Source organism: Chryseobacterium sp. FR054, assembly GCF_056844565.1.
In genome coordinates, this window is the sequence record NZ_JBXDSA010000005.1 from 1 (window position 1) to 22,900 (window position 22,900).

The following is a 22,900-nucleotide window of genomic DNA, read 5'->3' on the forward strand; positions in this document are numbered from 1 at the left end:
ACAGGTGTGGGAAAAAGGAAAAAATGGTAAAATCATCACTATAATAGCTAATGGTAGAGAACATTATATTGATTAAACCTATTACATAAAGTCTCCCGACTTTGAGCTGACAATAAAAACCATTGCATATCAAACGGCAATGGTTTTTTATATCTTTCCTTATAAAACCGCTATATTTACAGAGATCACCCTTGCTCTCCGAAGTTTCAAACTTCGGAGTAAGATAAATAAGTAGCCAAAGTTGTAAATTATCCTGACTTTGCGCCAATAAACATAAAAACCACTGCATCAGTAGTGGTTTTTATGTATAGGTTTAGGAAAACCGCTATATTTACCAGTACAGAGGCCACCTCGGAAATGCCAGGGTAAGCTATGCCAGAAACAGCGAAGGCACAATTGAAATAACAGATGTCAACAATTATTATCCTTTTGGATTGAATCATATTGAAGGAATCTCCAGAGGACAGTTGGGCAGCTATTTTAATTACAAGTACAACGGTAAGGAGTTACAGGAGACGGGGATGTATGATTACGGAGCGAGGTTTTATATGCCGGATATAGGGAGATGGGGAGACATAGATAATAAAGCACAAAAATACTCGCCTATGTCTCAATATATTTATGCTGGAAATAATCCAATTGCTTTTATAGATCCAGACGGAAACGAATTAATTCTTTCGTTTGCTACCACAACAGCAGAACAATCTTATAAAGATTTAGTTAAAAATACATTAGGTGGAAAATATGAAGCCGTTTATATACAGTAACTCTTAATATGATTAATAAAGATGCTTCGTTGACAAAAGAGTAACAAGCTTTCTACGATAATTATAATGATGTTGTTGGAGCGAAAGAAATTGTTAATCAAGCCATCGTTGAGAATAGTACTAAAGCTGAAGTAGGAAATTGGCAAACAGGTGATATTGACATGGGAGATATTGTAGAATTTGATAAAGCAGGGAAAGGAGGTACAAGCAGTGCGGGAGCACTTATTCATGAACATGTTGAGCAACTTGAAAAATCAAAAATGGGATTATCTAAAGGAGATCTTGGAAAGACAAAACCTGATCCATCAGTTGTAGGTGGAAAAAATATGTCGATTTTGAGAAAGCGCATAATAAAGCTTCTAAGGCTGAAGATAAAGTGAATGGTAATACACGAACTGAAGCAAATAATACTAGTAATAGTAACAATATTAATGTTTTCAAAGAAAAAGACGGAACCAAAACCAATCAAGCTTTGTGGTTTCCAAAAACTGGAGGAGCCGAAGTTAAAAAAACAAAATTGCCATAGTATGAAAAACATATTTTCTATTTTAGTATTATTAATATTGATGAGTTGTGCTAATTCCGTAAATAAAGATAATAATGTTTATGTGAATGGAGATTGTATTGAAAATTTAGATTTCAAAAAGGAGTATTTTTATCATATAAAAATAATAGACAGTCTTGTTGAAAAATCACAAAATAAACAATTTACAAAATCATTATTATTCGTTTCAAAATATGCACATGTCTCAGCCGAAAGCATGTCAAATTATGCAAATACATATCCAATGGGAGTATATGAAGATGACCGAAAAGGTTGGATTGAATGGTATGAAAAAAATAAGTGTAATAATATTCAGTTTAAGAAAAAGTAATGACAACTGATTCTTATGATAATAGGTAACCTCGTATTTTATGAGGTTATTATAATTATAAGTACAATGGAAAAGAGTTGCAAGAGACCGAAATGTATGATTATGGCGCTAGGTTTTACATACCGGATTTGGGAAGATGGGGAGTACATGATCCCTTAGCAGAAATGTACCAGCCAATGTCAACATATAATTACGGAGGAAATAATCCAATTCGGTTTATTGATCCCAATGGAATGAATTTGGATGTTTATGAGATGGATGACAAGGGATATTTAACCAGAAGGGAGGAATCAGATAGGGACGTTATCTACACATCTAAAAATTTTGAAGGAGAAGGAAAAACCCGAAAATTAAAAGAAAATAATGACGGCGGATATGATATTGAAGAAAAAGATTTCATTAAAAAAACCAATACCAATATAATGCTGCTGAAGATAAATATATAGATTTCAAAGGAAATGAGGCTAAAGCATTAGAATATTTTAATCAGGTTGCTGATTGGATTAAAGCAGGAGAGGTTAACGTTGAATTCGGAATTCAAACAGCAGATATAGGTGGCAAAGATAATACTGTAGTTTATACATCTCACAATGAAACTTCGGCAAATACTGTTTATAGTGGTGATCATGTTAAATTGAGTGGACATCTCCATCCGGGATTTATGTTATCTCAAAATGGGGGAGGAACTGATTTTTCAGGTCCCTTAAACCCAAGTGGTTTTATGATGTCCAAATTCCCGAGAAAAGAAAATGGCTATACTTTTTCTATAATAAAAAGTGCAATTAAGGGAGATAGAGCATCCGCAGAGAAAATGCCTAAGGCTATACATTTTATTTATTCTCCAAATTATAATACAACGGTAATATACAATAGTTCCACAATAATTAAAGCTTATGAAGGGAAATTTAAAAAAGATTAAAACAGTAATATTTTTAACGACTTTGCTAAACTTTAGTTGTATAAGTTGTTCTGCTCAAAGGGTAGATAAGTCTTTTAATAATTATTTAGATAACAGGATTAGTTCTGGAAGATTTGTTTTTTTTGAAATAAATTTTTTAAAGAAATGTAATGATAATAAGTTTTTGTTTTCTTTGGCAGAAATGAATTACAATGATAATATCCCTAAAAGGCATAAATTATATATGTATAAAAATGTTTTAATAGTTTATGATATAGATGAATCTGAAAAAGATTTGAAAGTCATTAATTTTTTTAACTCTCATTTTAAAGAAGTTATATATGATATATCTATTTTACCAAAAGGAAATCAGTCTCTGGTTAATGCAACTGCTCTTTATTTTGAAAATAATAAGTTTATTAATGATGATAAAGAAATAAAGGCTTTTATGGATAATAATTGTAATTAGTCATTCCTTAAAAAGGTAATTGTTGATCCGAATGAAGTGGCTGAGATGAAACTGAGAATTATACCCACTTCAGAAGGATATTACGATGCACTGAGCGGCAGATATGTCTATCATTACACAGATCATCTGGGCAATGTAAGACTAAGTTATACGGATGCCAACAAAGACGGAATCATTCAGCCCAGAAAATACCAGGCTATGAAATGTCCAGAATCCCCAGCCGGAAATGTTTGTTATATGGACTGGAGACCTGGAGAGATTGTAGAAATGAATGATTATTACCCGTTTGGATTGCTGCATAATTATACGGTTACTACGCAGAATGCTTATCAGTATAAGTATAATGGCAAGGAACTCCAAGAGACGGGGATGTATGATTATGGAGCAAGGATGTATATGCCGGATATTGGAAGATGGGGGTGGTGGATCCGTTGGCGGAGAAATATCGCAGATGGTCGCCTTACAACTATGCTGTAAACAATCCTATTAGATTTATTGATCCAGATGGCCGAGGTGTAAATGATGTTATTATAACGGGAGATTATAAAGATAAGGTTTTAGCTCAATTACAGGCTGCTACCAATGGGCAGTTAGATTTGAAGATGGACGAAGGTGGAAAAGTAACAGCAACAGCAGTAAAAGGAGCAAAATTAACGGATGCGTCCGCAACATTTTTAAAGGCAACGCAAGATAACTGTAATATAGCGGTCTTGAAATCAGATGGAGATTATAGATTCGACGATGGTACATTTTATGTTGGAGGGCATATGGAGGAAGCAAAATGGCTGGAAATGGGAAAATGATAGGAATTAATGTCGTAAATCCTATGGTTAATGAAAAAATGGATGAAATTTTAGGTATACCAAAAGGAGTTGGTACTCTTCATGAAGCTCTTGAACTTTACTCAGGATTACTCAATAGTCCTGGTAGTCCTGGAGCAACATCTGAAGAAAATAACGCAAAAGGATATAATGCTGCTCATAAAGATGCAAAAAAATTAGATCCAAGATTTAGAGACCCAGGTAATGACTTCACTACTGAACGTACAAAGGATAGGGTACGAAATACTGATGGAAGACTTTTATACACAGAAGAAGAAGTATTTTATATAAATAAAAAAACGAAAGAGCAGACGTCTTTAGGGCGTTTTAAAACTTTACCATAATGAAAAAGTTATTAGCAATATTTTTGAGTTTTTTAGGAATTTCAATTTTTAGCCAATCTTCTCAACAAGTAAATACTATAAATTTGATAGCAAGGGTTGAGAAAATAGATTCTACAAATAACAGTTATATAATATATATAAAAAGTAGACCAGGAAAAGCAATATTTTCAGTTTCTAAAGTTTGTAATAGTCAAGAAGAGTATAAATATAAAATTCAAAAAGGAAAGTTGTATTCTTTTAGACTGAAAAAATCACTTAGTATATATGGACATCAACCTAAAGAGCGATTTGATAAAGAATTAGTAGATAATAAGATAATTTGGACAAGTAAAATGAAGAGAACTTTTTATGAAGACTGCTTAAACATGTGTAGTTTATACATAGACAATGTGGGAAAGCTAAAATAATAAAACCGCTATATTTACCAGTACAGAGACCTCCTCGACAATGCCTGGGTGAGCTATGCCAGAAACAGCGAAGGCGTGATTGAAATAACAGATGTCAAAAATTATTATCCTTTTGGATTGAACTTTGTTGATCCGAATGAAGTGGCTGAGATGAAACTGAGAATTATACCCACTTCACAAGGATATTATGATGCACTGAGCGGCAGATATGTCTATCATTACACAGATCATCTGGGCAATGTAAGACTAAGTTATACGGATGCCAACAAAGACGGAATCATTCAGCCCAGAAAATACCAGGCTATGAAATGTACAGAATCCCCAGCCGGAAATGTTTGCTATATGGACTGGAGACCGGGAGAGATTGTAGAAATGAATGATTATTACCCGTTTGGATTGCTGCATAATTATACGGTTACTACTCAGAATGCTTATCAGTACAAGTACAACGGCAAAGAACTTCAGGAGTCAGGAATGTATGATTATGGAGCAAGGATGTATATGCCGGACATTGGAAGATGGGGGTGTTGTTGATCCGCTGGCGGAGAAAATGACTCGCCATAGTCCTTTTAATTATGCGTTTAATAATCCGATTAATTTTATCGATCCTGACGGAAGAGAAGGAACAGGGTGGGGCTTAAAGGATGGTAGATGGAGTTTTGTTGCAGGAATGCAGGAAGGAGATGCAGCTTATCAAAAAGGAGGTTATACAAGTTTTGCAGCAGATAACTCAGTTGTTGAGAATACAAGTATAAATGGAGGTAGATCAGGAGGTGTTGTTTTAGGAAGCTCAGCCAATGATGTAAAATATGCTGAGAGAAATTTTGAAGAATAGAATGCTGGGCACGGATCAAATTATGCCAATCAATATGAAGCCTATTCTGCATGGAGGACTAGTACAGCAGAACATCCCGGAGAAGGCTTAATGGATAGAAATATGCGATTAGGTGGTGGTTTTGCTCATGAAGGAGTAAGAGAATATGGCTCTGGCGGAACGATGATGTTCAATGGACTTGGCGGATCAATTAGAAAGTTATTTGGAGGGGCATCAGAAGAAGTTCCTTTATTGGAAATATCTGCAGAGGCTGAAAAACAAGGCTTTAAGAGCCTTAATTCGGGAATAAATCCTAGTATAGTTAGTAATATCTTAAACAAATGCATGATAAATCATTCGATAAAACTGGAGTGGGAGGATTTAAATGGCAAGGAGTACATTATTTTAAAGAAGGTAATCATAGGATAAATGCAGCTATTCAATATCGAATACAAACAGGAAGCTATAAATATTTAGATATGCTTATGAAAAATAATGCTAAGTTTGATATTGCAAATCCTCGTAATTATGGTAAAGTATACAAATTTCCAGTAAGACCAACAAGATAATGAATGATATTTCTATAATAAACTTAAATGTATTGTCATCTTTGAAATATAAAGATGAATATATTTTTGTCAACTTTGCATATGATAAGGCGATAAAAATAGGTTTTTTTTATGATGAAATCGACCAAAATGAACTAAGCAAATTAGTACTATTATTTTCTCAGCTAACTGGTATTGAAATTAGATTGGATGATGTTTTGGGTAAATTACATATAATTCTGCTTAAATTATTAATAGATGGTGAAAAAGATAATATTGTTATTAGTAATATAGGGTTTCATATGCAATCATTTGAATTTTTAATAGATAATTTAAAGAAAATATTCGAGAACCTAAATGGATTAATTAATAAAAAAATAATTATCGTAGAGTGTAATCTTAATAGTTTTGAAGATATTAGATATTTAGAGCAATATTTTGAAAATTAATTAATATGTTCCCCGCCGCTGGTGCGAGCATCTCGCTCGTTCCATTGATAATAAAAAAAACTCGCATTTTGCGAGGTTTTTTGTGTTATATAATGTTCTGTTTTATATATGAAAACAGAACTAAAGTGCAGCAATATTTTTAAGTTTAGAAGCTTTAAGAAAAGCATCGATGGTAGCAAATATATGAGCTTTGGTATCGCTGTCAAGTTCCTGTATTGCTTTTAGTTTTTTCAGCGTATCGTTGTCAATCTGCCCCTGCTGTGCAAAGTCTGTGACTTTGAGCGGATAAAAAAGAAGAGAGGCTGTCCTAAAAGTTTGGGCAGTCTCTAATTTTGTTCGTACCCCTATACAGGATGTATATTCAAATATTAAATTCTCAAAAGATATTGTAATCTTCCCCAAAAACCGAAACGAATATAAATATAGTTTTAAATTTGAAAGGTATAGCACATTAAAAAAGATGTTGCCCTGCAAAAACAAACTAATGAATGATGCGAATAGCTTTTACAGGTTCACATAGAGTTGGGAAAACAACTTTGGCCGAAGAGGTGGCTGAGAGTTTGCCGGAATATGAATTGATCCATGAGCCTTATCTGCAGCTTGAAGAGGATGGATATTTGTTTTCAGAGATTCCGGCATTAGATGATTACACACAACAATTCAATTTTTCTGTAAGACAACTGCAAAATAATGAGAACAACGTGCTTTTTGACCGTTGTCCATTAGACCTGTTAGCATACATTTATGCGGTAAACAAAAAGAGAAATATATCCGCTCTCTACGAAGAAATGACCGCAGCAATTGCTGAAATTGACCTCCTGGTTTTTGTTCCCATAGAAAAAGATGATAGTATTATCTGTCAGGAATCGGATTTACCCGATCTAAGGCGGGAGGTAAATGATATTTTACAGGGTTGGCTTGGAGATTTCAGCAATGACATTTTAGAAGTCACCGGAACGTTAGAGACGAGGAAAAAGCAGGTATTGGATAAAATAAAAAATAGGGAAAATAGAAAAGGTTCCATAATTTTTTAACTAAGCGGCCTTTGATAAAATATATTATTTATAAAGGTCTTTTTCTATAAAATTATTGAATTTTGCCAAAAATTTTTTCGTGCGGTTTTCTTTATTTCTGATTAAATCCTGCTTCGTCATTGGATTTCCGGTATTTGAATCGAACATTAGCGTTTCAGACATTTCGGAAGAATTGTGTATGAGTTTGATGTTTTTGGCGGGGTCTTTTATATACTCATTCCAGAGTTGGTTAAATTTTTCCTTTGTAATAGAAACCTCTTTCGTTTTTGAATCTATAAGTGACGGGGGGTAATCGAGCCTCTGACTGCCCACTAAGTTAAAAATATGAGTTCTCCCTTCGTCTTCAATCTGTAAAATTAAACCGGGTAAACCACAGAATTTATAAGGCCCGTCCTGTATCTGGATATCATTCGTGAACCAGGCAGTCCAGTTTCTTCCTCCAAAATTGGTAGTTGCTTTCTGAGCCTTAAAACTTTCTATGCTTTTTGTTTCCGGAAGGATGCTCCACTTGATTTTGTTTAATTCTTTTACAGCAACGTTACTGGCATTAAGTAAAGTGTGATAAACCGTTTCCAGGTCCGGATATGTTTTGGAAATTCTGAAATTGACTTTCGGATGTTTGATTTTTCTAAAATCAATATTGAAGGAATTACTGGCCTTTCCTTTCTCAATTTCAGCATTGAAAAGAGAATCCCGTGTAATAAGCAAAGCACTGTAAAAATAAGAACCCTCTTTTGTGATATCCAGATTCATCATTTCCTTTTCAATATTTTCCTGATTTAAAGTATCCAGCCTGAATGAATATTCATAGGTAAATCTTTGATTTTGAGAAAAAAGAAGCCCTGAGATTAAGAGAAATAAAGCGATGATAATTTTCATTTCTTATGAAAGATAGTTTTTTTTAAATTATAGATGGTTATTGATAATATTCAAATATAAGTAATCTTTGTAATATACAATAAAAGCCCTGAAATCAAAGATCTCAAGGCTTTTATATTGCAGATTACGGAAGTTCTCAGCTTAATATATCACAAGGTGCAAAACAATTCACCCACGGACATCTCTTTATTCCCGGTGGTGGGCAGCATGCTTCGGAACAGCCTGATGCCCCTCCATTGATCGTCTTTAACTGATCTCTTGAAATTTTTTTAGAATTTTTCATAATACAATAATATTTGGATTAAACGTACAGTTTAAGGCTGATTTCCGCCCCCACAGCCATCATAAGGCATGCACTGCCATTTTCCGCCGATTAGGCAGATCTGTCCGCCCGGGCAGTTGATGCCCCCTTTAATTGATTTCATCTCCTGTCTCTGGATCTTTTTTAAATTTTTCATAATAATAAATTTGGTTTAGTTCGAAATTAATCAATTTTTATTGATTAAGGTAAATTATTTTGAAAATATTTGCATTTTGTGACTTTTTTTACTTAGTGGATGAAATCAAAACAACCTTCCGGAACTTGATTCTGCCCGGATGAAATAGGGGTCTGTGACAAGTTTGCTTTCTTGACTGTACTTTGTAGACCACAAATATCAGAACCGGTTGGTTTGCCTATATTCCGCAAGGTTCGGATTTTCTGATGCCGGTTATTATTTTAGCTTTACCCCTTATAAATTCGTTATTATGGAAAGTATAGAAACAAGACTGGCTGCTGTAAAATGGCCGGCCGTTACCGAAGAATTGCACGATAAAGGTTTTACCATTGTCCGGAATATCCTGAATAAACAGGAATGCAGCACACTGATCGCTGATTACGATTCCGGTGAAGCCTACCGGAAGACAGTCAATATGAAACGTTACCGTTTTGGGCTGGGAGAATATAAATACTTTCAATACCCGCTGCCTGAACTCATTGCGAAACTCAGGGAAGGTGTGTATGCCGGAATAGTACCCGTAGCTAACGGGTGGATGAAAGAACTGGGGATCAGAAAAACATTTCCGTCTACTCATCGGGAAATGAAGGCTCTCTGTAAAGATCATGGACAGGAAAAGCCTGCTGCCTTGATCCTTAAATATGCAGAAGGAGGATTCAATACCCTGCACCAGGATCTTTATGGAGAAATATATTTTCCTCTGCAGGCCGTCTTTATGCTGAATCAGGCTGACGAGGATTATACTGGCGGAGAACTGGTAATTATGGAGCAGATTCCCCGGGCACAGTCCAAAGCCAATGTTTTAAGACCCAATCTTGGTGATATGGTGATTTTTACTACCAATTTCCGTCCCGTAAAGGGGAGCAGAGGATATTACCGGGTTAACGTGAAGCATGGTGTGAGCCCTTTACACAGTGGGAGCAGGTATAGCCTGGGAATTATTTTTCATGATGGTTTAAATTGAACATACATAAAAACGGATGGGAGATATCTGCTTTCCTGTCCGTTTTTTTTCAATGAATTATGAGAACTTAAAAAATCTTATAATAATGAAAAATCTGTCCCGGTTATGAGACAGATTTTTTATGTTAAATTAACTTCAGTCCGGGATAGTAATATATCAGATACAGGTTTGAAGCTGAATGATGGAAGAGGGAAACAATGAAATTCATTAAGAGCAAATATTGATCTGCTTTTCAATATGTATAACTAAAATTAACTTCCGGTCTCCTTCCTCCAGACTATTACATTTAAACTCCTTAACCCGAACTCCGGTTAAATTGTTTATTTTCTTGAAACACTCAGATTAATCACCTGGTAACTGCCGTTCTGCATATCGATCTGCAGTTTATAAATACCAACTTCCAGTTCAGAAATATCAGTGGTACCTCCGGTGTTGGTGATCTGAAAACGTTTTCTGATCTGTGAGTTCATGTCATAAACTGTTACATCAGTCTGGTTATTCCTGAATTCCGGACGGTTGTTACTGTCAACAAGATACAGCTGAATCTGGTGATCTGCCGGATTTGGCGTTACACCAAAGCCTCCGCTGACATATTTTATAGTAACAGGCAACTGGGTAAAGGACGAGCAGCCGCAAGTGTTGCAGGCTCTTACTTTCACATAACCGTTCGTACTGCTGTTGGTTTTTACAGAAATGGAATTCTTGGTCGCTGTACTGGCCAGCAGTTCCCAGTTGGCCGGGTTGGTTGAAAAACTCTGAACGGTCTGGAAGTTACCCGGCAGCTGCCATTCATAATAAGTCGCCGTTGGAACAGGATCCACTTCATACGTTAAGATCGGTGAGATCGGTGGGTTGCCGTTTGGCATCGGATAAACATTAACAGTGGATGGCCCGTAAATGTTCAGAGGTATGGCAGGCAAACCAATATTAACTTCTTTACTAAGCGTTCTGCTGCCACAGTTACTGTTTGAATCAATCTCTGCTTTGATAGAACTTTTACCGTTGATGAACACATTCGGATTGATCTTAACCGTTATACTGGCTGTTCCCTGGCCTGAAACAATCTGAAGACCATTACCCACAGTCCACCATATACTGTTGCCCGCTGCGCCGATACCTACGATGCTGTATACCTGATTGACTCCCGGACATACCTGATTGGCTCCGGAAAGAAGAGAGATTCCACAAAATGCCGAACAGTCTGTATTAGGGTAGCTGGCATTGTTGTTAATAACTTTTACCAACTCGTTTCTTAAGAAATCTCCGGTTTTTCTGCTGAAAGTAATATGGTTATAGTTATGAATATTTCCGGATGATGATTCCACAATAAACTCATTGAAAGGAGAGCTGAGTCCGCTGCCCTGAAGGTTGCTGCTGCTGTATGCCCTCTTGTAATCCTGAAGAGTTAAACTGCCGTTCGTTCTTTTGATGCCCAGGGCACTCGGAACGGGGATAAAATTGAAGGCAGAATTTACCACATAATCGTTAATCAGCTTCTGATCTACCTCATAAAGTCCTCCTGCAAGATTTTCGGTAGGAAGTACTGCACTGCTGATGTATCCCTTTTTATTGGCTACGTCGTAAGTGATGGTCCAGTTGATTCCTAAAAGCTTTATTCTGAATTTTTTATCATACTTAAGAATTCCCCGGTAAACTTCCCTGTCGCTACTGGTGGTTTCAGGAATGGTTTTGATCTGAAAATCGGCGCGTACCTGTGAAGGTAATGGAATTGTTGAAAACAGGACAAGCCCTAAATTATTGGTAGTGGCTCCCCAGAATGTCATAGAAAGATTGATCAGTGTACTGTTAAGCTCATTTAATGATGCAGTCTGTTTCTGATATCGGAAAAGATTGTCTCCGGCGTTGTATCCCTGGTTAATGCCGCACATGTTTCCGTTGCTGATCGCTATATTACGGCTTTGTGTAGGGTAGCCGAGGGCATCAAATTCATTTTGCCAGTTCTGATGATAAGAGGTGTTGAGCTGCCAGTTGGGAGCTATATAATTTTTGGTCATTTGCAGGGCTGCAGGACAGTCTACGATAGTTAAAACATCACTTCCCCCAAAATCCGTAAGGAATTTCTTGTTAAAAAGTCCCAGAATATCAAGAACAAAAGGGACTACATGATCTCCAAGTGCATATAAAAACGGGTTGGAGGTATAAAGTTCATTGGCATGACGCAGCATATACTGTGCACCTACCGGAATGTTGGCCCCATCCATAGGAGAATCGTGGGCAATAAACAGACTTACCTGATGGTTGTAATGTTCCTGTTCCAGTTTTACCAGGGCATATTTGCTCACCAGACCGCCCATACTCTGGCCCAGAAGTACATTCGGTGCAGTGCTGCCATTGATCGCTTTCTGATCATTTACATATTTTATGATTTTTTTCAGGGTTGCGGCATTCTCTCTTATATCGCCTATACCGTTACGCCAGTCTACATAAATAATGTCATACTGCTGGCTGTCGGATAAAAGGGTCTGTAACTGAGGAGATGCCTTTAAACGGTCTCTGAAATTCCCGATGGAAAGGTCTCCTCCCGGCTTTTCAGGAAACAGGGCACTGCTCAGGTCAAATCCTTCAGCTACGATCAGAGGACGGGTAATGCGTTTGTCATTGTCATTAATGTAATCTATACGCAGTATGGCCCCGTGCTTTCCGTTGCTTATATTGATATTGTTCCTGAACAGCCCGCCAGGTCCTATGATGATTTCTATGGGAAGTTTTATTCTTTTTATTCCCCCGGAAGCCAGGGTAACAGAGAATGACCAATTGTATTTTCCCTCAGAAGGGTAGGTTAAAGCAATAGGATGATCAAACCTCATGATCTGCTGTTCATTGCCACCCCCGAAATCGGCTGTAATAGACTGGATCTCCTCTGTTGCATTTCCCAGTAAAAGCTCTCTCGGAAGCACTACGTTGAATGCAAGCGTATTGATTTCGTTGGTAGGAGCGGCCAGTCCGAATATTTCATCCTCCTGGTAAGGGTTCTGCCATACCCCGTTATTGTAGGCATCTTTAAACTGCTGATCCTCAAACCGTATTTTCTGATTAACATGTGCGTTCACATCAAATTTGGAATATTTTGCATACAGACCCGAAAGTACAAAGGTAGGGTTTACACTTTCTTCATTGTTGTACTGCATACGGTAGGTTGCCCATTTGGCAGCCATATCATTCATGGTGGGAAGATTCTTTAATCCTTTTTCATGAATAACACCCGAGAAGAGTTCTTTATAGATACTGCTGTAAATATGGATGTCCATTTCCTGTGACCGCTCACTGTTGTTGAACTGTTCCATATCGGTAAGACCCCAGGCGTAATCCAGCAGGATGCCGTGTGGGATTCTGTCCCGTTCCAGTGCCATGAAAGGCTGTGCCATCCTCTGGCTGAATTCTCCCATGTTTTCCGTTTGTGCATAACTACGTAAAGCAAAAAAGCTGAGTAGTAAAAAAAGTAGTCTTTTTTTCATATTATTATAATTTAGTTAATGGATTTTGTGATTGGAACTGATATTCAGTATCATATTTCTGCCTGTTCACATAGGATTTTGGCAGGATTAAGGGTTAATCTGTAAAAATAAAGACAATGAGATTGTCGGGGTATGGCACAGCCTTCCGGAATCCTGTTCTGCCGGATGTTTTTACATGCTGTCTTTATTTACAACAACAGATATTTCCGGCATAACGAATGGATCTTTTCAACTTAAAGTGTAGATTCACTTTTAAGTGAGCATTCAAAAGTAATAGAGAATAAAACGGTAACTGTTGTCCAAATTACAATAAATTTTTAAATAAAACAAATTTATTTTGTGAAATTATTAATTATTTTTAATTATTTAATTTAAAATATAAATGTAGGATATTGTTCTTTAATTTTGATTTTCCGGTCTGATGTTTTTCTTTTTTGTAATTTTATAAAAGAAAATTGCCAGGTAGTTTTATCTGCTTTATCCTGTTATGAATAAATATGTTTTGACAGTTCCTGCTATTCATCAGCTTCTTCAGAATCAGAAGATACTGAGGTTTGTTTTTGCCGGATGTCTGACTCTGTTCATTGCTGTCAATATTCTGCTGGATTATATGTATACTGTTTTCCAGAACAGTGTATTTTACATTTCAGAATCTTTTTTATTCAGTGCTTCTTACTGGGGCTTATTTTTTCCATTGCTGGCTCAGCTTTCAACCTGTTTAAAGAAAACGGAGGTGACGGGATGGAGACTGATGCTGCCCGTTTCGGCAATCATTTTTCATTTGCTTGCTTATCCTGCGGTAGTCTGGGGCTTTTCCCGGATCTTTTATGAGCATACATTTCCGTGTGAACAGACTTTTAACTTTGCCTTATCCGCATATTTTATAAAAACCGTACTTGTTTATGGCTTTTTTTCAGGAGCGTTAATCGTATTGAAAAGCAGTATGGTTCCTGAGAAAACAGATATTAACTCTGGAGAAGCTAATGATCCGGGTTTCATTCAATCTGTTATGGTTTCAGATCTCCATCAGAAACTGAGGATAGCTGTGGATGATATTCTGTATTTTTCTGCCAATTCACCTTATGTAAACATTCACCATCCTTCAAAAAAATACCTGCATACAGGTACATTGAAATTACTGGAAACCCAATTGGATAACACTAAATTTATACGCATCCATAAATCCTGTATTGTTAATCTTCAAAAGGTTATTTCCTATAAATCCCGTTTAAACGGAGATTATGATGCCAGCCTTTCAGATGGAACAGTTGTACGGATAAGCCGTAATTATGCCTCGGATTTTAAAACAAAATTTGAAAACATTGATCAGTAAACTGTTCCTGCTGCCAATGATAAGAAAAGCAGAGGTATAAATGTTCATCAGGTTACGGTAATATTGCCTCAGCTTACCGTATTTTATTTGTAAAGTGATGTTTTGCAGGGTTTCTTTGCTGAAAATTCCGAACAATGAAAAATCTGATGATCTGTAAAACAATTTTCCTTCTGTTGCTGTTTATTGCCTGTGACGGACAGACCAAAAATTCAGTCAGTAAGAATGATAAGACCGTGGGTGGCGGTTGTGATGGCTGTGAGCTGATGTACATAGGTATGCCGGAAAAAATTTCCTCCACAGATACCAGTCCCGGCTGGAATGAGGCCGGACAAAAACTGATGGTTACCGGCACGGTCTTTCAGATAGATGGCAGGACTCCAGCTCCCAATGTTATTATATATTACTGGCAGACAGATCATACCGGCCGCTACACCCCTGCAGATGGTATGGATGAAAGAATCAGACGCCACGGTCATATCCGGGGATGGGTGAAAACCGATGCCAATGGAAAATATATGATAAAAACAATCCGCCCTGCTCCTTATCCCAATGATGTACTGCCGGCTCACATCCACTTATCCGTTAAAGAACCGGATGTGGCGAACGAATATTATACGGATGAAATTAATTTCGATGACGACCGGCTGCTGATTCCTTACAAAAAGAAACATCCTTTTGAAAACCGGGGAGGAAGCGGTGTTGTAAGAATTCTTTTAAAAGACAGCCTGCAGATCGCCGAACATGATATAGTACTCGGATTGAATATTCCCGGTTATCCTAAAAAGCCAGAGACCTCAAAAATATCAGGGCTGAATATCGGTGAAGATCAGCCTTCCTTTATTCCTTTTCATGCTTTCGGGATGGATAAGGGAACTCAAACCTGTCCGGTCTGTAAATACGGACGCTATCACGGTATCTTGTATTTTACAGGTAATCAGCCGGACTGGAATGAAATAAAAAGCTGGCTGCTGTTTCTGGAACAGGAGAGTGAAAAGCGGAAAAACTATCTGAAAGTATACTTTATATACGGGAACGAAAAAAATTACACTAAGCAGTCCAGGCAGGCGGAGCTGGAAAAGCTGGGGAATGAGCTTCACATCAGAAATATGGCACTCACCTTTGTTCCTTCTTTTGCAGACGAAGCAACTGAGGCTTATCTGAATAAAATAAATCCAGCGGTCAAAAACACATTTATCATTTACAGACACAGGAGTATTGTAGATAAATATATTGATCTGAAGCCGATGCCTGATAACTTCAAAATGCTTTCTGAAGCCCTCAGCAGAACGCAGGGAGATTATTTTGATCTCCCTGAACCTGAGCATGAATAATCTTGTTTACATTTTGGACAGAGTAAAAAATAAAATGACCGGAAAATTCCGGTCATTCTGTGAAATCCAATGTTTCTATTTTACTTTTTAATTCCCTTTATAGTCTGTTTGGTTCCGTCTGTCATTTCTACTGTTATAAAATAAACGCCGGCATTAAGGTCTGAAAGGCTCAGCTGTGCTGTCGGCTTTTCAATCGTCTTCAACAGTCTTCCCGAAGTATCGGAAACAGATACTCTTTTTACTTTTTCTATCTGTGAAACCGTAACGATATCAGAGAACGGATTAGGAGAGATCTGTACTGTATTCTGTTTTGTCTTTACTTCGTTAGTGGCAAGATTTCCTGCTTCTACTTTAAGGTCATCTATTCCAAGATACCATGGTGCACCTGTGGAAGAAACATCAATGGCAAAATAATAAACTCCGGTAGTTGGAGGAGTAAATGTTACCGAATATGGGGTATAGGCAGTAGTGCCCTGATCCGGGGTGATAAATGTTCCCAGGTCGGTAGCTCCCGTCATAGCCTGTTGGGTATTTACCCTTACATTTCCTGTATATCCTATATAGCTGCTTCCCGTACCTCCTGTGTTGTAGTTGAATACAAATGTGTAAGCCACACCGCCGGTCATATTAAAGCCAGGAGTCCACAGCTGGCTTGCCGTAGTATTGCCATATGCTATTCTCATATAATTAGGAGCTGATTTCGGAGTGTTGTAGGAAGTGGAGCTGGTGGATGTCCATGCTTTGGTTCCTGTAACATTCAGCCAGCATGCCGGTGCAGGTCCGAGGTTCGTCATAGTGTCGAAGTTCTCGCTCCACGGAAGATTTACAGCCCCGCAGAGAGTTGAGAAAGTAAACGGTTTCCAAATTCCTTTAATACCACCACAGTTGGATCTCAGCCAAAAATAATAGGTGGTAACAGCATTCAGTCCCGGAATATTTGCTGTTGTTATTCCGGCCCCTACGGAACCGGTAGGAGAGGTAACTTCCGTCGGAGGAGTAGAGCTGGTAGAGTAGTAGTAGTCATAGCCGTCTGAAGGGGCTGAAGCAGGTGCGGTCCAGCTGATCTGAGCCGATCCTGAAGTTGGGACAGCGGTAATATTGGTAGGCGACTGGCAGGCAGGAACAAAGCTGGATGAAAGCGCAAAGACATTGGCTATTCCGGTTCCACCGGTTTTGGCAATCGTAACACTTTGAACGGTTTTGCTCTGGTTGGCAGCATCCAGTGCCAGTTCTTTCTGGTATAATCTTGGGTTGGTTCCACCTGCAGCATCCGTAGTATTATCTGCAAGACTTACCCTTCCTATTCCCTGGATGGCAAAGCCTGTGCCTCCATACCAGTCAGCCAGAGAAATTCCGGTAAAGGCCTGGCTGGAGCCGTCTGAAAAGTTAACCGTTGCGGATATCGTGGATGTTCCGCTTCCGCTCGTTACAAGAAGGTATAGCTTAAGGGCGGCAGAAGGTGTAGCCAGAGTAAGCGTTCCCGAATCACTGGTTGTTGCAAGACGCAGTGAATTGCTTGCGTCCAGTGGGGCCAGCTGATACGATAATCCCGGCGTAGATGCCACTACGGAATTGATCACTCCATTTACAGGAATTCCGAAATTAATAGGGGTACTTGTAGAAGTAGCCTGGTAGTTTCTTGCTACGAAAGCGAAGTTCACCCCATCCACATCCAAAGTGGTGGAAGTGTTGGCAGCACCGATGCCATTGGCGATCACATCAGCCGTAAATCCTGATTGAATCTGCAAAGTCTGGTAATCCTGGGCAGAAAGTACATTGTACGAAAAAGCCATTACCCCTAAAGACAGGGCAGTGAGTAATTTTCTTCTCATATTTTATCGTTTTAAAAGATTTTCATGAAGGTTGTTGTTGTCATGTTAATATTTGAAATAGAATAATTTTCGCTTTTTTATTAAAAATTAACATGAATATTTTTCAAATATAGATTGTTTAATTATAAAGATATAATTGTATTTTGTCATTTTATTAATAAAAAAATAACATTAAAAAATATTTTGATTCAATAAAATTTAAAATATATTATTGTATTGTGAATTTTTATAAAGACGGTATGGGAGGAACTGTTCCTGTATTTTAATTCCGGAGGATAAAAAAGAAGAGCTTCCAATCCGGGTTCTGAAGGTCTTCGGACTAAGCTGTTTATATGCAGATTATTTCATTGACGTCCCGTTATGATAGATGTTTTTCAGTTTTTCTCTGTCGATCCGGATTACATCTCCGTTTCTGATCCGGTGTTTTTTCCGAAGAGATTTTCCGTGAACTGATATCGCATTCATTTCTGATAAACGGCTGAATTGAGAAGAAGAGAGTCCCAGACCCGTCCGGATTACAGACGAAATTCTGAGTCCGAATTCAAAAGGATACCGGATCGTGAAAGTTATCATGTCATGGGGTTCACTGATGATATTGTCTCTTATACAATCGTTACACTCCACATCATACTCCACGCTGTCGGGGTCTGCTTCAATATTGTTTTTCATCCTCGTTTCCTGAGAAAAAGCGTATTTCCAGGCGGTTTTCCGGTCGTTTGACATCAGTTTTTCATAGAGTTCCGTACCGATTGATTCTGTTCCGGTACGGGAAATGATGGTCATATTATAAGTGCTGCTGCATTTTACACATTTGTAAATCAGCCAGACATCAATATTTTTTTTCTGAGCGTTTGTCCTGAATTTTTCACTGCAGTAAAACCTGGTGCTGTCACAGTGGCTGCATTTCTTTTTGAGAAGGGGAGTATTCTTTACTTTGATCTCCCATATATATCCTGTACTCATTATAATAGTAGGCTTAATTATTCTTTATTGATTTTTTATGACCTATTATTCAGGATTCTGTTGCTGTAAGAGTGCTGCTGAAGATACGGACAGCGCACGCCGCCGCCTTTGCAGACAGTACAGTAAATAATAGGGCTGAATGAAATAAGGTCCGGGCAGAATTATCCGGACAAAAGAATGATCAGCTACAATAGATGAAGCTGATATTAAGCTGTAATAATAAGTTTAAGAGTGGTTCTCAAAACAGGTTATTTTATATTTACACAGTAAAAATACTTAATCTGTTTGAGATTTAAGGGTTTTATAGGAAATTTTTTACAGGCATTGAATAGTTTTCATGGTTTTTATAAAAGATTTACTGCTGTAAGAAGACAAAAATTACTTTAACTTTGCCAATTAAATGATATACCTCGTTGCTGAGTGTTGTAGATCATTAAAAACTAATACCGGATAATTCAAAATTTAACGGACAAGACAAATATGAAATATAAATTCTTAAATTTTAAATTGAGGAAAATTGTTCATTATTCATTAATCCTTTGTATTTTGCTGATACAGGTGATTATAGCCGTATTCTTTTACACTGAATCAGTCAATGGGAAAAAGCTGAAGTTCATTAAAGACCAGCTTGAAGACAGCAGGGCACTGGGAGGACTGACAGATAATTCGAGAAAAGACTTCATGGATGCACAGATGTATTTCCAGAAATATATGGTTACCCAGGATGATAAAGATCTGAAATTATACTTTGAAGCCCTTAAAAAACTGAAGAATAATTTTGATAAAATCAATCAGTACGAGAATATCAATCCGCGGCTGAAAACCAATCTGGCAAGACAGAAAAAAGATACAATGGAAGTTGTAAAGCTGAAGACCTTAATAGATTCTGTTTACAAAACCTCCCTGAATCTGCCTGCCAAAATTGAAGATAAGCAGTACGAGCCGAAGAAATATAAAAATAATTTCGAAAACCTGAGCATACAAACCAGAACCTACTCCGATACTACCGTGAAAAAGAAAGGCTTCATGGGAAGGCTGAAAGATGCCATCACCGGTAAAGTGGAGGTGAAAAAAGACAGTACGGTGATTACGCTTACCAATAATAAAACCGTTGACCTGCCCGGATTAAAATCAGAGATGGACAGCACGATGAAATCTATGGATCGGCATTACGCCGGTGAAGTGAAAAAGATTAAGCTGTATGCGGTGAAAAGCCAGAAGGATAATATGCACTTTTACAGTAATTTCGGAAAGCTGCTGGTTTACAGTAATGGCCTGATTGATGTCTACGACAATGCAATCAAGGATTTTAAGTCTGAACTGGAAAAGGAATACAACGAGCAGAGTTCTGCCAATAATAAGATCAGAAGGTATCTGGTATTGGGGTTAATGATACTCATGTTCATTGTATCCATCCTGATCATGTATTTTACAAGAGTGGCATTCATCTATGAAAGGAAGCTTAATGCAGCGAACGATGAGATCAAAAGGAATCTTAATTTCAAAAACAGAATTCTGGGAATGTTGAGCCATGATCTGAGATCTCCGCTGAAGATTATCAATATTTTCATAGATAAGATTTACAGGACGACAAAAGATGATACTATAAAAGATTATCTTCAGTCGATCAAGTTTACCAACAGTACCCTGCTGTTGCAGTCTAACCAGATCCTGGAATATACCAAAAACCAGGATGCAGACAAAAAACTGATCAATACGGTTTTTGATCTTAAAAATGAAATCAATTCCATTGTAAAGGTCATTACACCTTATATAGAAACCCGGAATAATAAATTTGTGGTCACAGACAGGATTCCTGAAAATCTGGTAGTGTATTCAGACAATATAAAGATCAATCAGGTATTTATGAATATTCTTGGAAATGCCAACAAGTTTACAGAAAACGGGCAGATTGATCTTACCCTGAACACAGAACCGGCAGGAGAAAACAGGATTTCGCTGATCACAACCGTAAGTGATACGGGAGTCGGGATATCGGAAACTGATGTCAAAAAAATCTTTGAACCCTATTACCAGGGAATTGTATCCGATGAGATCGATAATCTGGGGGCAGGTCTGGGATTAAGTTTATGTAAGGAAATTGTAGAATTGTTTAACGGTGAAATATCCGTAGAAAGCAAGCTGTACAAAGGAACAACAATAACATTCAGAATGAATTTAAATATCAATAATAATGGAAATACCAATTGAAAACAGAGAAATTAATTTCCTTTTGGCTGATGACCACAGCATTGTAAGGCAGGGAATGGGAATCGTTGTCAGTGATATTGCTCCTAATGCCAGAATTTATCATACCTCATCCCTGCAGCAGATTGTAGAGCTTGTAAAAGCAAGGGAGATAGAAATGGCCATTATTGATGCACATTTTCCTGAAGGCAACAGCCTCCATATCATATCTCAGATGAAAGCTGCCAATCCCGATATTAAGATCCTGATCTTTACAGGGCTTGAAGAAGATCTGCATGCACTCAAATTTATAAAGGCCGGAGCCAATGGCTATCTGAGTAAAATGAGTGAAGAAGAGGAAGTAAGAGAAGCCGTTTCAAAATTTATTGAAAAAGGAGAATATTTTTCTGAGACCTTACGCAACTTACTGGTGCAGCTGGTCTACAACCCGAACCTCATCAATCCGCTCAGCAGTCTTACCAAACGGGAGCTGCAGATCGCTGAAATGTATGCAGACGGATACGGAAATCTTGAAATATCCAATCATCTGGATATCAAGCAGAATACGGTAAGTACCATTAAAAAGAATATATTCGAAAAATTAAAAATAGAAAACCTGGTTGAGCTGATTGATCTCATCAAAACACATCACAAAATATAGGATTCCAGCCTAGATTTCATCATCAGAGCTTTTTATCGATAAATATCGATGTCGCTATCGATGGGTATCGATAGTGTTTATGATAGATTTTATTCCGCAATGTTGTTTCTTTGTAGCAGGAAAATTTACTGATAACAGCAAAAATCAATTGGAAATATTTTTCATGATTTTGCAGAATAGTAAAGGATTCCCGGCATATAGAAATAATAAACACAAGCTATATAATAAAAGCGCAGATGATGAAACACAAGTGATGAGATGAGATGAGTATGCTTGACCTTACAGCCCGCTTCTTGAAAGCTTAAAAAAACACAAATTAATATAAAGAAGTTTAATGGTCTTTTAGGTTAAACTACAATAAAAAGGAGGCAGCCGCCTCCTTTTTTATTTTGTTTCAGTCCTGCCGGAATATACGAACTGTGAATCCGGTTTGTCCGTTTTTCCGAAAAATGGCTAAGGAAAAAGGCTGCGCCTCAAAAGACGGTATGATTTTACACATAATTTTTGGGTATTGATTATGCATTGGCTTTCAGCAGTGAGGGAGCAACTCCATATTTCTTTTTGAATGCAAAAGAAAAGTGAGACAAATCCTCAAAACCTGCTTCAAGATAAACATCCTTAGGTTTTTTATGATGTTCGGTTATCTGGTAATAAGCCAGTTCGAGCCGTTTGCTGATCAGCCATTTCTGCGGAGTGATGTTAAAATGTTTTTTAAAATCACGGTTGAAGGTAGAAAGGCTCCGCCCCGTCAGATATCCCAGCTTTTCCAATGGCATATTGAACATGAAGTTCCGTTCCATAAAGTTCACCAGATCAACTTTTCCCGGGCTGTCAAAATTGGCAAGTACACGGTCTACGTCAGGATTAATGGTTCTTAATATACTGATGGCTTCTGTAATTTTAAGAGTGGCTATATTTTCAGGAAAGATCCCGTTGATGTCAAAATAGGGAATCAGAGAATTCATATAGCTTTCCAGCAAAGGATGATTGTTAAAACAGTAGATACGCTGTTCCGGAATAATCGTTGCCGGGAGATCAGTCTTTTCATAAAAGAGTTTCAGTCTTTCCACAGATAGATGAAGAACCACTGTTTTGTGGGGAAGTCCTCCTTTGGGATAATTAACGATGGTAGCCAGCTGATTCCTCGGGATCAGGAATATATCACCTGCGCAGAAATTATAGGTCTGATCTGCCTGGATGATTCTGGTTTCACCGGAAATAAACCATACCAGCATATGATCTTCAAACATAAGATCCGATTTGAACAGCTTATCCTCATAGCAGGACAATTTAATCTCTTTGGTCAGGTATTTCGAGATATGTTCCATGGTTCAGAACTGTATTTTAAAGG

24 protein-coding genes and 3 pseudogenes are annotated in these 22,900 nt (G+C 37.6%); 18 read left to right on the top strand and 9 right to left on the bottom strand.

Translation table 11 applies throughout. The annotated features are described in order from the left end of the window. On the bottom strand, positions 1 to 289 hold a 289-nt coding region (locus tag AC106S_RS19030), incomplete at its 3' end, for a hypothetical protein (protein ID WP_482441255.1). Between the two features lie 112 nt (positions 290 to 401). Between AC106S_RS19030 and AC106S_RS19035 the strand changes: the two genes are divergently transcribed. The 12 genes and pseudogenes from AC106S_RS19035 (at position 402) to AC106S_RS19090 (ending at position 6,392) form a co-directional block, all read left to right on the top strand. Further along, on the top strand, positions 402 to 767 hold the full coding sequence (locus tag AC106S_RS19035; RefSeq protein ID WP_482441625.1) for an RHS repeat-associated core domain-containing protein: 366 nt from the start codon (positions 402 to 404) through the stop codon (positions 765 to 767). Positions 768 to 928: 161 nt separating this feature from the next. Then, on the top strand, positions 929 to 1,147 hold the full coding sequence (locus tag AC106S_RS19040; RefSeq protein WP_482441256.1) for a hypothetical protein: 219 nt from the start codon (positions 929 to 931) through the stop codon (positions 1,145 to 1,147). 147 nt (positions 1,148 to 1,294) lie between these two features. Further along, positions 1,295 to 1,642 (top strand): hypothetical protein, encoded by a 348-nt coding sequence (locus AC106S_RS19045; RefSeq protein WP_482441257.1) that lies wholly within the window; start codon positions 1,295 to 1,297, stop codon positions 1,640 to 1,642. Between the two features lie 50 nt (positions 1,643 to 1,692). Next, a pseudogene (locus tag AC106S_RS19050) lies at positions 1,693 to 1,878 on the top strand (RHS repeat-associated core domain-containing protein); the annotation flags it as partial. A 425-nt stretch (positions 1,879 to 2,303) separates the two neighbouring features. Continuing rightward, on the top strand, positions 2,304 to 2,561 hold the full coding sequence (locus AC106S_RS19055) for a hypothetical protein (RefSeq protein WP_482441258.1): 258 nt from the start codon (positions 2,304 to 2,306) through the stop codon (positions 2,559 to 2,561). Then, a complete protein-coding gene (locus tag AC106S_RS19060) occupies positions 2,536 to 3,009 on the top strand; it encodes a hypothetical protein (protein ID WP_482441259.1) in 474 nt (157 codons plus the stop codon). The genes AC106S_RS19055 and AC106S_RS19060 overlap by 26 nt, the downstream gene beginning before the upstream one ends. Positions 3,010 to 3,060: 51 nt before the next feature. Next, positions 3,061 to 3,518, top strand: a pseudogene (locus AC106S_RS19065) (RHS repeat-associated core domain-containing protein); the annotation flags it as partial. A gap of 290 nt (positions 3,519 to 3,808) precedes the next feature. Beyond that, positions 3,809 to 4,174 carry a hypothetical protein gene (locus AC106S_RS19070; RefSeq protein WP_482441260.1) on the top strand — a complete coding sequence of 122 codons (366 nt, stop codon included), beginning with the start codon at positions 3,809 to 3,811 and terminating at the stop codon, positions 4,172 to 4,174. Then, positions 4,174 to 4,581, top strand: coding sequence for a hypothetical protein (locus AC106S_RS19075; RefSeq protein WP_482441261.1), 408 nt, complete (start codon positions 4,174 to 4,176; stop codon positions 4,579 to 4,581). The genes AC106S_RS19070 and AC106S_RS19075 overlap by 1 nt, the downstream gene beginning before the upstream one ends. 156 nt (positions 4,582 to 4,737) lie before the next feature. Beyond that, positions 4,738 to 5,203 (top strand): annotated as a pseudogene (locus AC106S_RS19080) (RHS repeat-associated core domain-containing protein); the annotation flags it as partial. Positions 5,204 to 5,506: 303 nt separating this feature from the next. Beyond that, positions 5,507 to 5,824 (top strand): hypothetical protein, encoded by a 318-nt coding sequence (locus tag AC106S_RS19085; RefSeq protein ID WP_482441262.1) that lies wholly within the window; start codon positions 5,507 to 5,509, stop codon positions 5,822 to 5,824. A 139-nt stretch (positions 5,825 to 5,963) separates the two neighbouring features. Next, positions 5,964 to 6,392 (top strand): hypothetical protein, encoded by a 429-nt coding sequence (locus AC106S_RS19090; protein ID WP_482441263.1) that lies wholly within the window; start codon positions 5,964 to 5,966, stop codon positions 6,390 to 6,392. Positions 6,393 to 6,512: 120 nt separating this feature from the next. Here the strand turns inward: AC106S_RS19090 and AC106S_RS19095 are convergent, their stop codons facing one another. After that, complete coding sequence (locus AC106S_RS19095) at positions 6,513 to 6,794, bottom strand: hypothetical protein (RefSeq protein WP_482441264.1); 282 nt, start codon at positions 6,792 to 6,794, stop codon at positions 6,513 to 6,515. A gap of 86 nt (positions 6,795 to 6,880) precedes the next feature. On the opposite strand from AC106S_RS19095, the gene AC106S_RS19100 reads away from it, so the two are divergent. Then, the gene (locus AC106S_RS19100) at positions 6,881 to 7,426 is read left to right on the top strand and encodes an AAA family ATPase (RefSeq protein WP_482441265.1); all 546 of its coding nucleotides are present in this window, start codon (positions 6,881 to 6,883) and stop codon (positions 7,424 to 7,426) included. A gap of 24 nt (positions 7,427 to 7,450) precedes the next feature. Here AC106S_RS19100 and AC106S_RS19105 read toward each other — a convergent pair whose 3' ends face one another. The 3 genes from AC106S_RS19105 to AC106S_RS19115 form a co-directional block, all read right to left on the bottom strand. Then, positions 7,451 to 8,305 carry a GLPGLI family protein gene (locus AC106S_RS19105; protein WP_482441266.1) on the bottom strand — a complete coding sequence of 285 codons (855 nt, stop codon included), beginning with the start codon at positions 8,303 to 8,305 and terminating at the stop codon, positions 7,451 to 7,453. 136 nt (positions 8,306 to 8,441) lie between these two features. Next, a complete protein-coding gene (locus AC106S_RS19110) occupies positions 8,442 to 8,588 on the bottom strand; it encodes a bacteriocin-like protein (protein ID WP_482441267.1) in 147 nt (48 codons plus the stop codon). Positions 8,589 to 8,619: 31 nt separating this feature from the next. Next, positions 8,620 to 8,763, bottom strand: coding sequence for a bacteriocin-like protein (locus AC106S_RS19115; RefSeq protein WP_157845090.1), 144 nt, complete (start codon positions 8,761 to 8,763; stop codon positions 8,620 to 8,622). Between the two features lie 289 nt (positions 8,764 to 9,052). Here AC106S_RS19115 and AC106S_RS19120 point away from each other — a divergent pair, with 289 nt between their 5' ends. After that, entirely contained in the window at positions 9,053 to 9,766 is a 714-nt protein-coding gene (locus AC106S_RS19120) for a 2OG-Fe(II) oxygenase (protein ID WP_482441268.1), read from the top strand. A 320-nt stretch (positions 9,767 to 10,086) separates the two neighbouring features. Here AC106S_RS19120 and AC106S_RS19125 read toward each other — a convergent pair whose 3' ends face one another. Continuing rightward, positions 10,087 to 13,242, bottom strand: coding sequence for a T9SS type A sorting domain-containing protein (locus tag AC106S_RS19125; RefSeq protein ID WP_482441269.1), 3,156 nt, complete (start codon positions 13,240 to 13,242; stop codon positions 10,087 to 10,089). Between the two features lie 487 nt (positions 13,243 to 13,729). Here AC106S_RS19125 and AC106S_RS19130 point away from each other — a divergent pair, with 487 nt between their 5' ends. Then, the gene (locus AC106S_RS19130; protein ID WP_482441270.1) at positions 13,730 to 14,575 is read left to right on the top strand and encodes a LytTR family DNA-binding domain-containing protein; all 846 of its coding nucleotides are present in this window, start codon (positions 13,730 to 13,732) and stop codon (positions 14,573 to 14,575) included. 134 nt (positions 14,576 to 14,709) lie between these two features. Next, positions 14,710 to 15,906, top strand: a complete 1,197-nt coding sequence (locus tag AC106S_RS19135; RefSeq protein ID WP_482441271.1) for a dioxygenase family protein — start codon at positions 14,710 to 14,712, stop codon at positions 15,904 to 15,906. A gap of 80 nt (positions 15,907 to 15,986) precedes the next feature. On the opposite strand, the gene AC106S_RS19140 is transcribed toward AC106S_RS19135, so the two are convergent. Both AC106S_RS19140 and AC106S_RS19145 read right to left on the bottom strand, forming a co-directional pair. Continuing rightward, entirely contained in the window at positions 15,987 to 17,738 is a 1,752-nt protein-coding gene (locus tag AC106S_RS19140; RefSeq protein ID WP_482441272.1) for a T9SS type A sorting domain-containing protein, read from the bottom strand. A gap of 339 nt (positions 17,739 to 18,077) precedes the next feature. Continuing rightward, positions 18,078 to 18,701 (bottom strand): DUF1062 domain-containing protein, encoded by a 624-nt coding sequence (locus AC106S_RS19145; protein WP_482441273.1) that lies wholly within the window; start codon positions 18,699 to 18,701, stop codon positions 18,078 to 18,080. 507 nt (positions 18,702 to 19,208) lie between these two features. Here AC106S_RS19145 and AC106S_RS19150 point away from each other — a divergent pair. Next, positions 19,209 to 20,912, top strand: a complete 1,704-nt coding sequence (locus AC106S_RS19150; protein WP_482441274.1) for a sensor histidine kinase — start codon at positions 19,209 to 19,211, stop codon at positions 20,910 to 20,912. After that, positions 20,896 to 21,549 carry a LuxR C-terminal-related transcriptional regulator gene (locus AC106S_RS19155; protein WP_482441275.1) on the top strand — a complete coding sequence of 218 codons (654 nt, stop codon included), beginning with the start codon at positions 20,896 to 20,898 and terminating at the stop codon, positions 21,547 to 21,549. Before AC106S_RS19150 ends, AC106S_RS19155 begins: the two co-directional genes overlap by 17 nt. 515 nt (positions 21,550 to 22,064) lie before the next feature. On the opposite strand, the gene AC106S_RS19160 is transcribed toward AC106S_RS19155, so the two are convergent. After that, entirely contained in the window at positions 22,065 to 22,877 is an 813-nt protein-coding gene (locus tag AC106S_RS19160; protein WP_482441276.1) for a helix-turn-helix domain-containing protein, read from the bottom strand. Between the last annotated feature and the right edge of the window lie 23 nt (positions 22,878 to 22,900).

Excerpts from the sequence above, each read along its gene's own strand:
- AC106S_RS19060 (WP_482441259.1), top strand. The coding sequence starts at position 2,536 with ATGAAGGGAAATTTAAAAAAGATTAAAACAGTAATATTTTTAACGACT.
- AC106S_RS19125 (WP_482441269.1), bottom strand. The coding sequence starts at position 13,242 with ATGAAAAAAAGACTACTTTTTTTACTACTCAGCTTTTTTGCTTTACGT.
- AC106S_RS19160 (WP_482441276.1), bottom strand. The coding sequence starts at position 22,877 with ATGGAACATATCTCGAAATACCTGACCAAAGAGATTAAATTGTCCTGC.
- AC106S_RS19045 (WP_482441257.1), top strand. The coding sequence starts at position 1,295 with ATGAAAAACATATTTTCTATTTTAGTATTATTAATATTGATGAGTTGT.
- AC106S_RS19085 (WP_482441262.1), top strand. The coding sequence starts at position 5,507 with ATGGATAGAAATATGCGATTAGGTGGTGGTTTTGCTCATGAAGGAGTA.
- AC106S_RS19100 (WP_482441265.1), top strand. The coding sequence starts at position 6,881 with ATGATGCGAATAGCTTTTACAGGTTCACATAGAGTTGGGAAAACAACT.
- AC106S_RS19070 (WP_482441260.1), top strand. The coding sequence starts at position 3,809 with ATGATAGGAATTAATGTCGTAAATCCTATGGTTAATGAAAAAATGGAT.
- AC106S_RS19135 (WP_482441271.1), top strand. The coding sequence starts at position 14,710 with ATGAAAAATCTGATGATCTGTAAAACAATTTTCCTTCTGTTGCTGTTT.
- AC106S_RS19145 (WP_482441273.1), bottom strand. The coding sequence starts at position 18,701 with ATGAGTACAGGATATATATGGGAGATCAAAGTAAAGAATACTCCCCTT.
- AC106S_RS19075 (WP_482441261.1), top strand. The coding sequence starts at position 4,174 with ATGAAAAAGTTATTAGCAATATTTTTGAGTTTTTTAGGAATTTCAATT.
- AC106S_RS19110 (WP_482441267.1), bottom strand. The coding sequence starts at position 8,588 with ATGAAAAATTCTAAAAAAATTTCAAGAGATCAGTTAAAGACGATCAAT.
- AC106S_RS19155 (WP_482441275.1), top strand. The coding sequence starts at position 20,896 with ATGGAAATACCAATTGAAAACAGAGAAATTAATTTCCTTTTGGCTGAT.
- AC106S_RS19115 (WP_157845090.1), bottom strand. The coding sequence starts at position 8,763 with ATGAAAAATTTAAAAAAGATCCAGAGACAGGAGATGAAATCAATTAAA.
- AC106S_RS19120 (WP_482441268.1), top strand. The coding sequence starts at position 9,053 with ATGGAAAGTATAGAAACAAGACTGGCTGCTGTAAAATGGCCGGCCGTT.
- AC106S_RS19105 (WP_482441266.1), bottom strand. The coding sequence starts at position 8,305 with ATGAAAATTATCATCGCTTTATTTCTCTTAATCTCAGGGCTTCTTTTT.
- AC106S_RS19055 (WP_482441258.1), top strand. The coding sequence starts at position 2,304 with ATGTTATCTCAAAATGGGGGAGGAACTGATTTTTCAGGTCCCTTAAAC.
- AC106S_RS19090 (WP_482441263.1), top strand. The coding sequence starts at position 5,964 with ATGAATGATATTTCTATAATAAACTTAAATGTATTGTCATCTTTGAAA.
- AC106S_RS19130 (WP_482441270.1), top strand. The coding sequence starts at position 13,730 with ATGAATAAATATGTTTTGACAGTTCCTGCTATTCATCAGCTTCTTCAG.
- AC106S_RS19140 (WP_482441272.1), bottom strand. The coding sequence starts at position 17,738 with ATGAGAAGAAAATTACTCACTGCCCTGTCTTTAGGGGTAATGGCTTTT.
- AC106S_RS19040 (WP_482441256.1), top strand. The coding sequence starts at position 929 with ATGGGAGATATTGTAGAATTTGATAAAGCAGGGAAAGGAGGTACAAGC.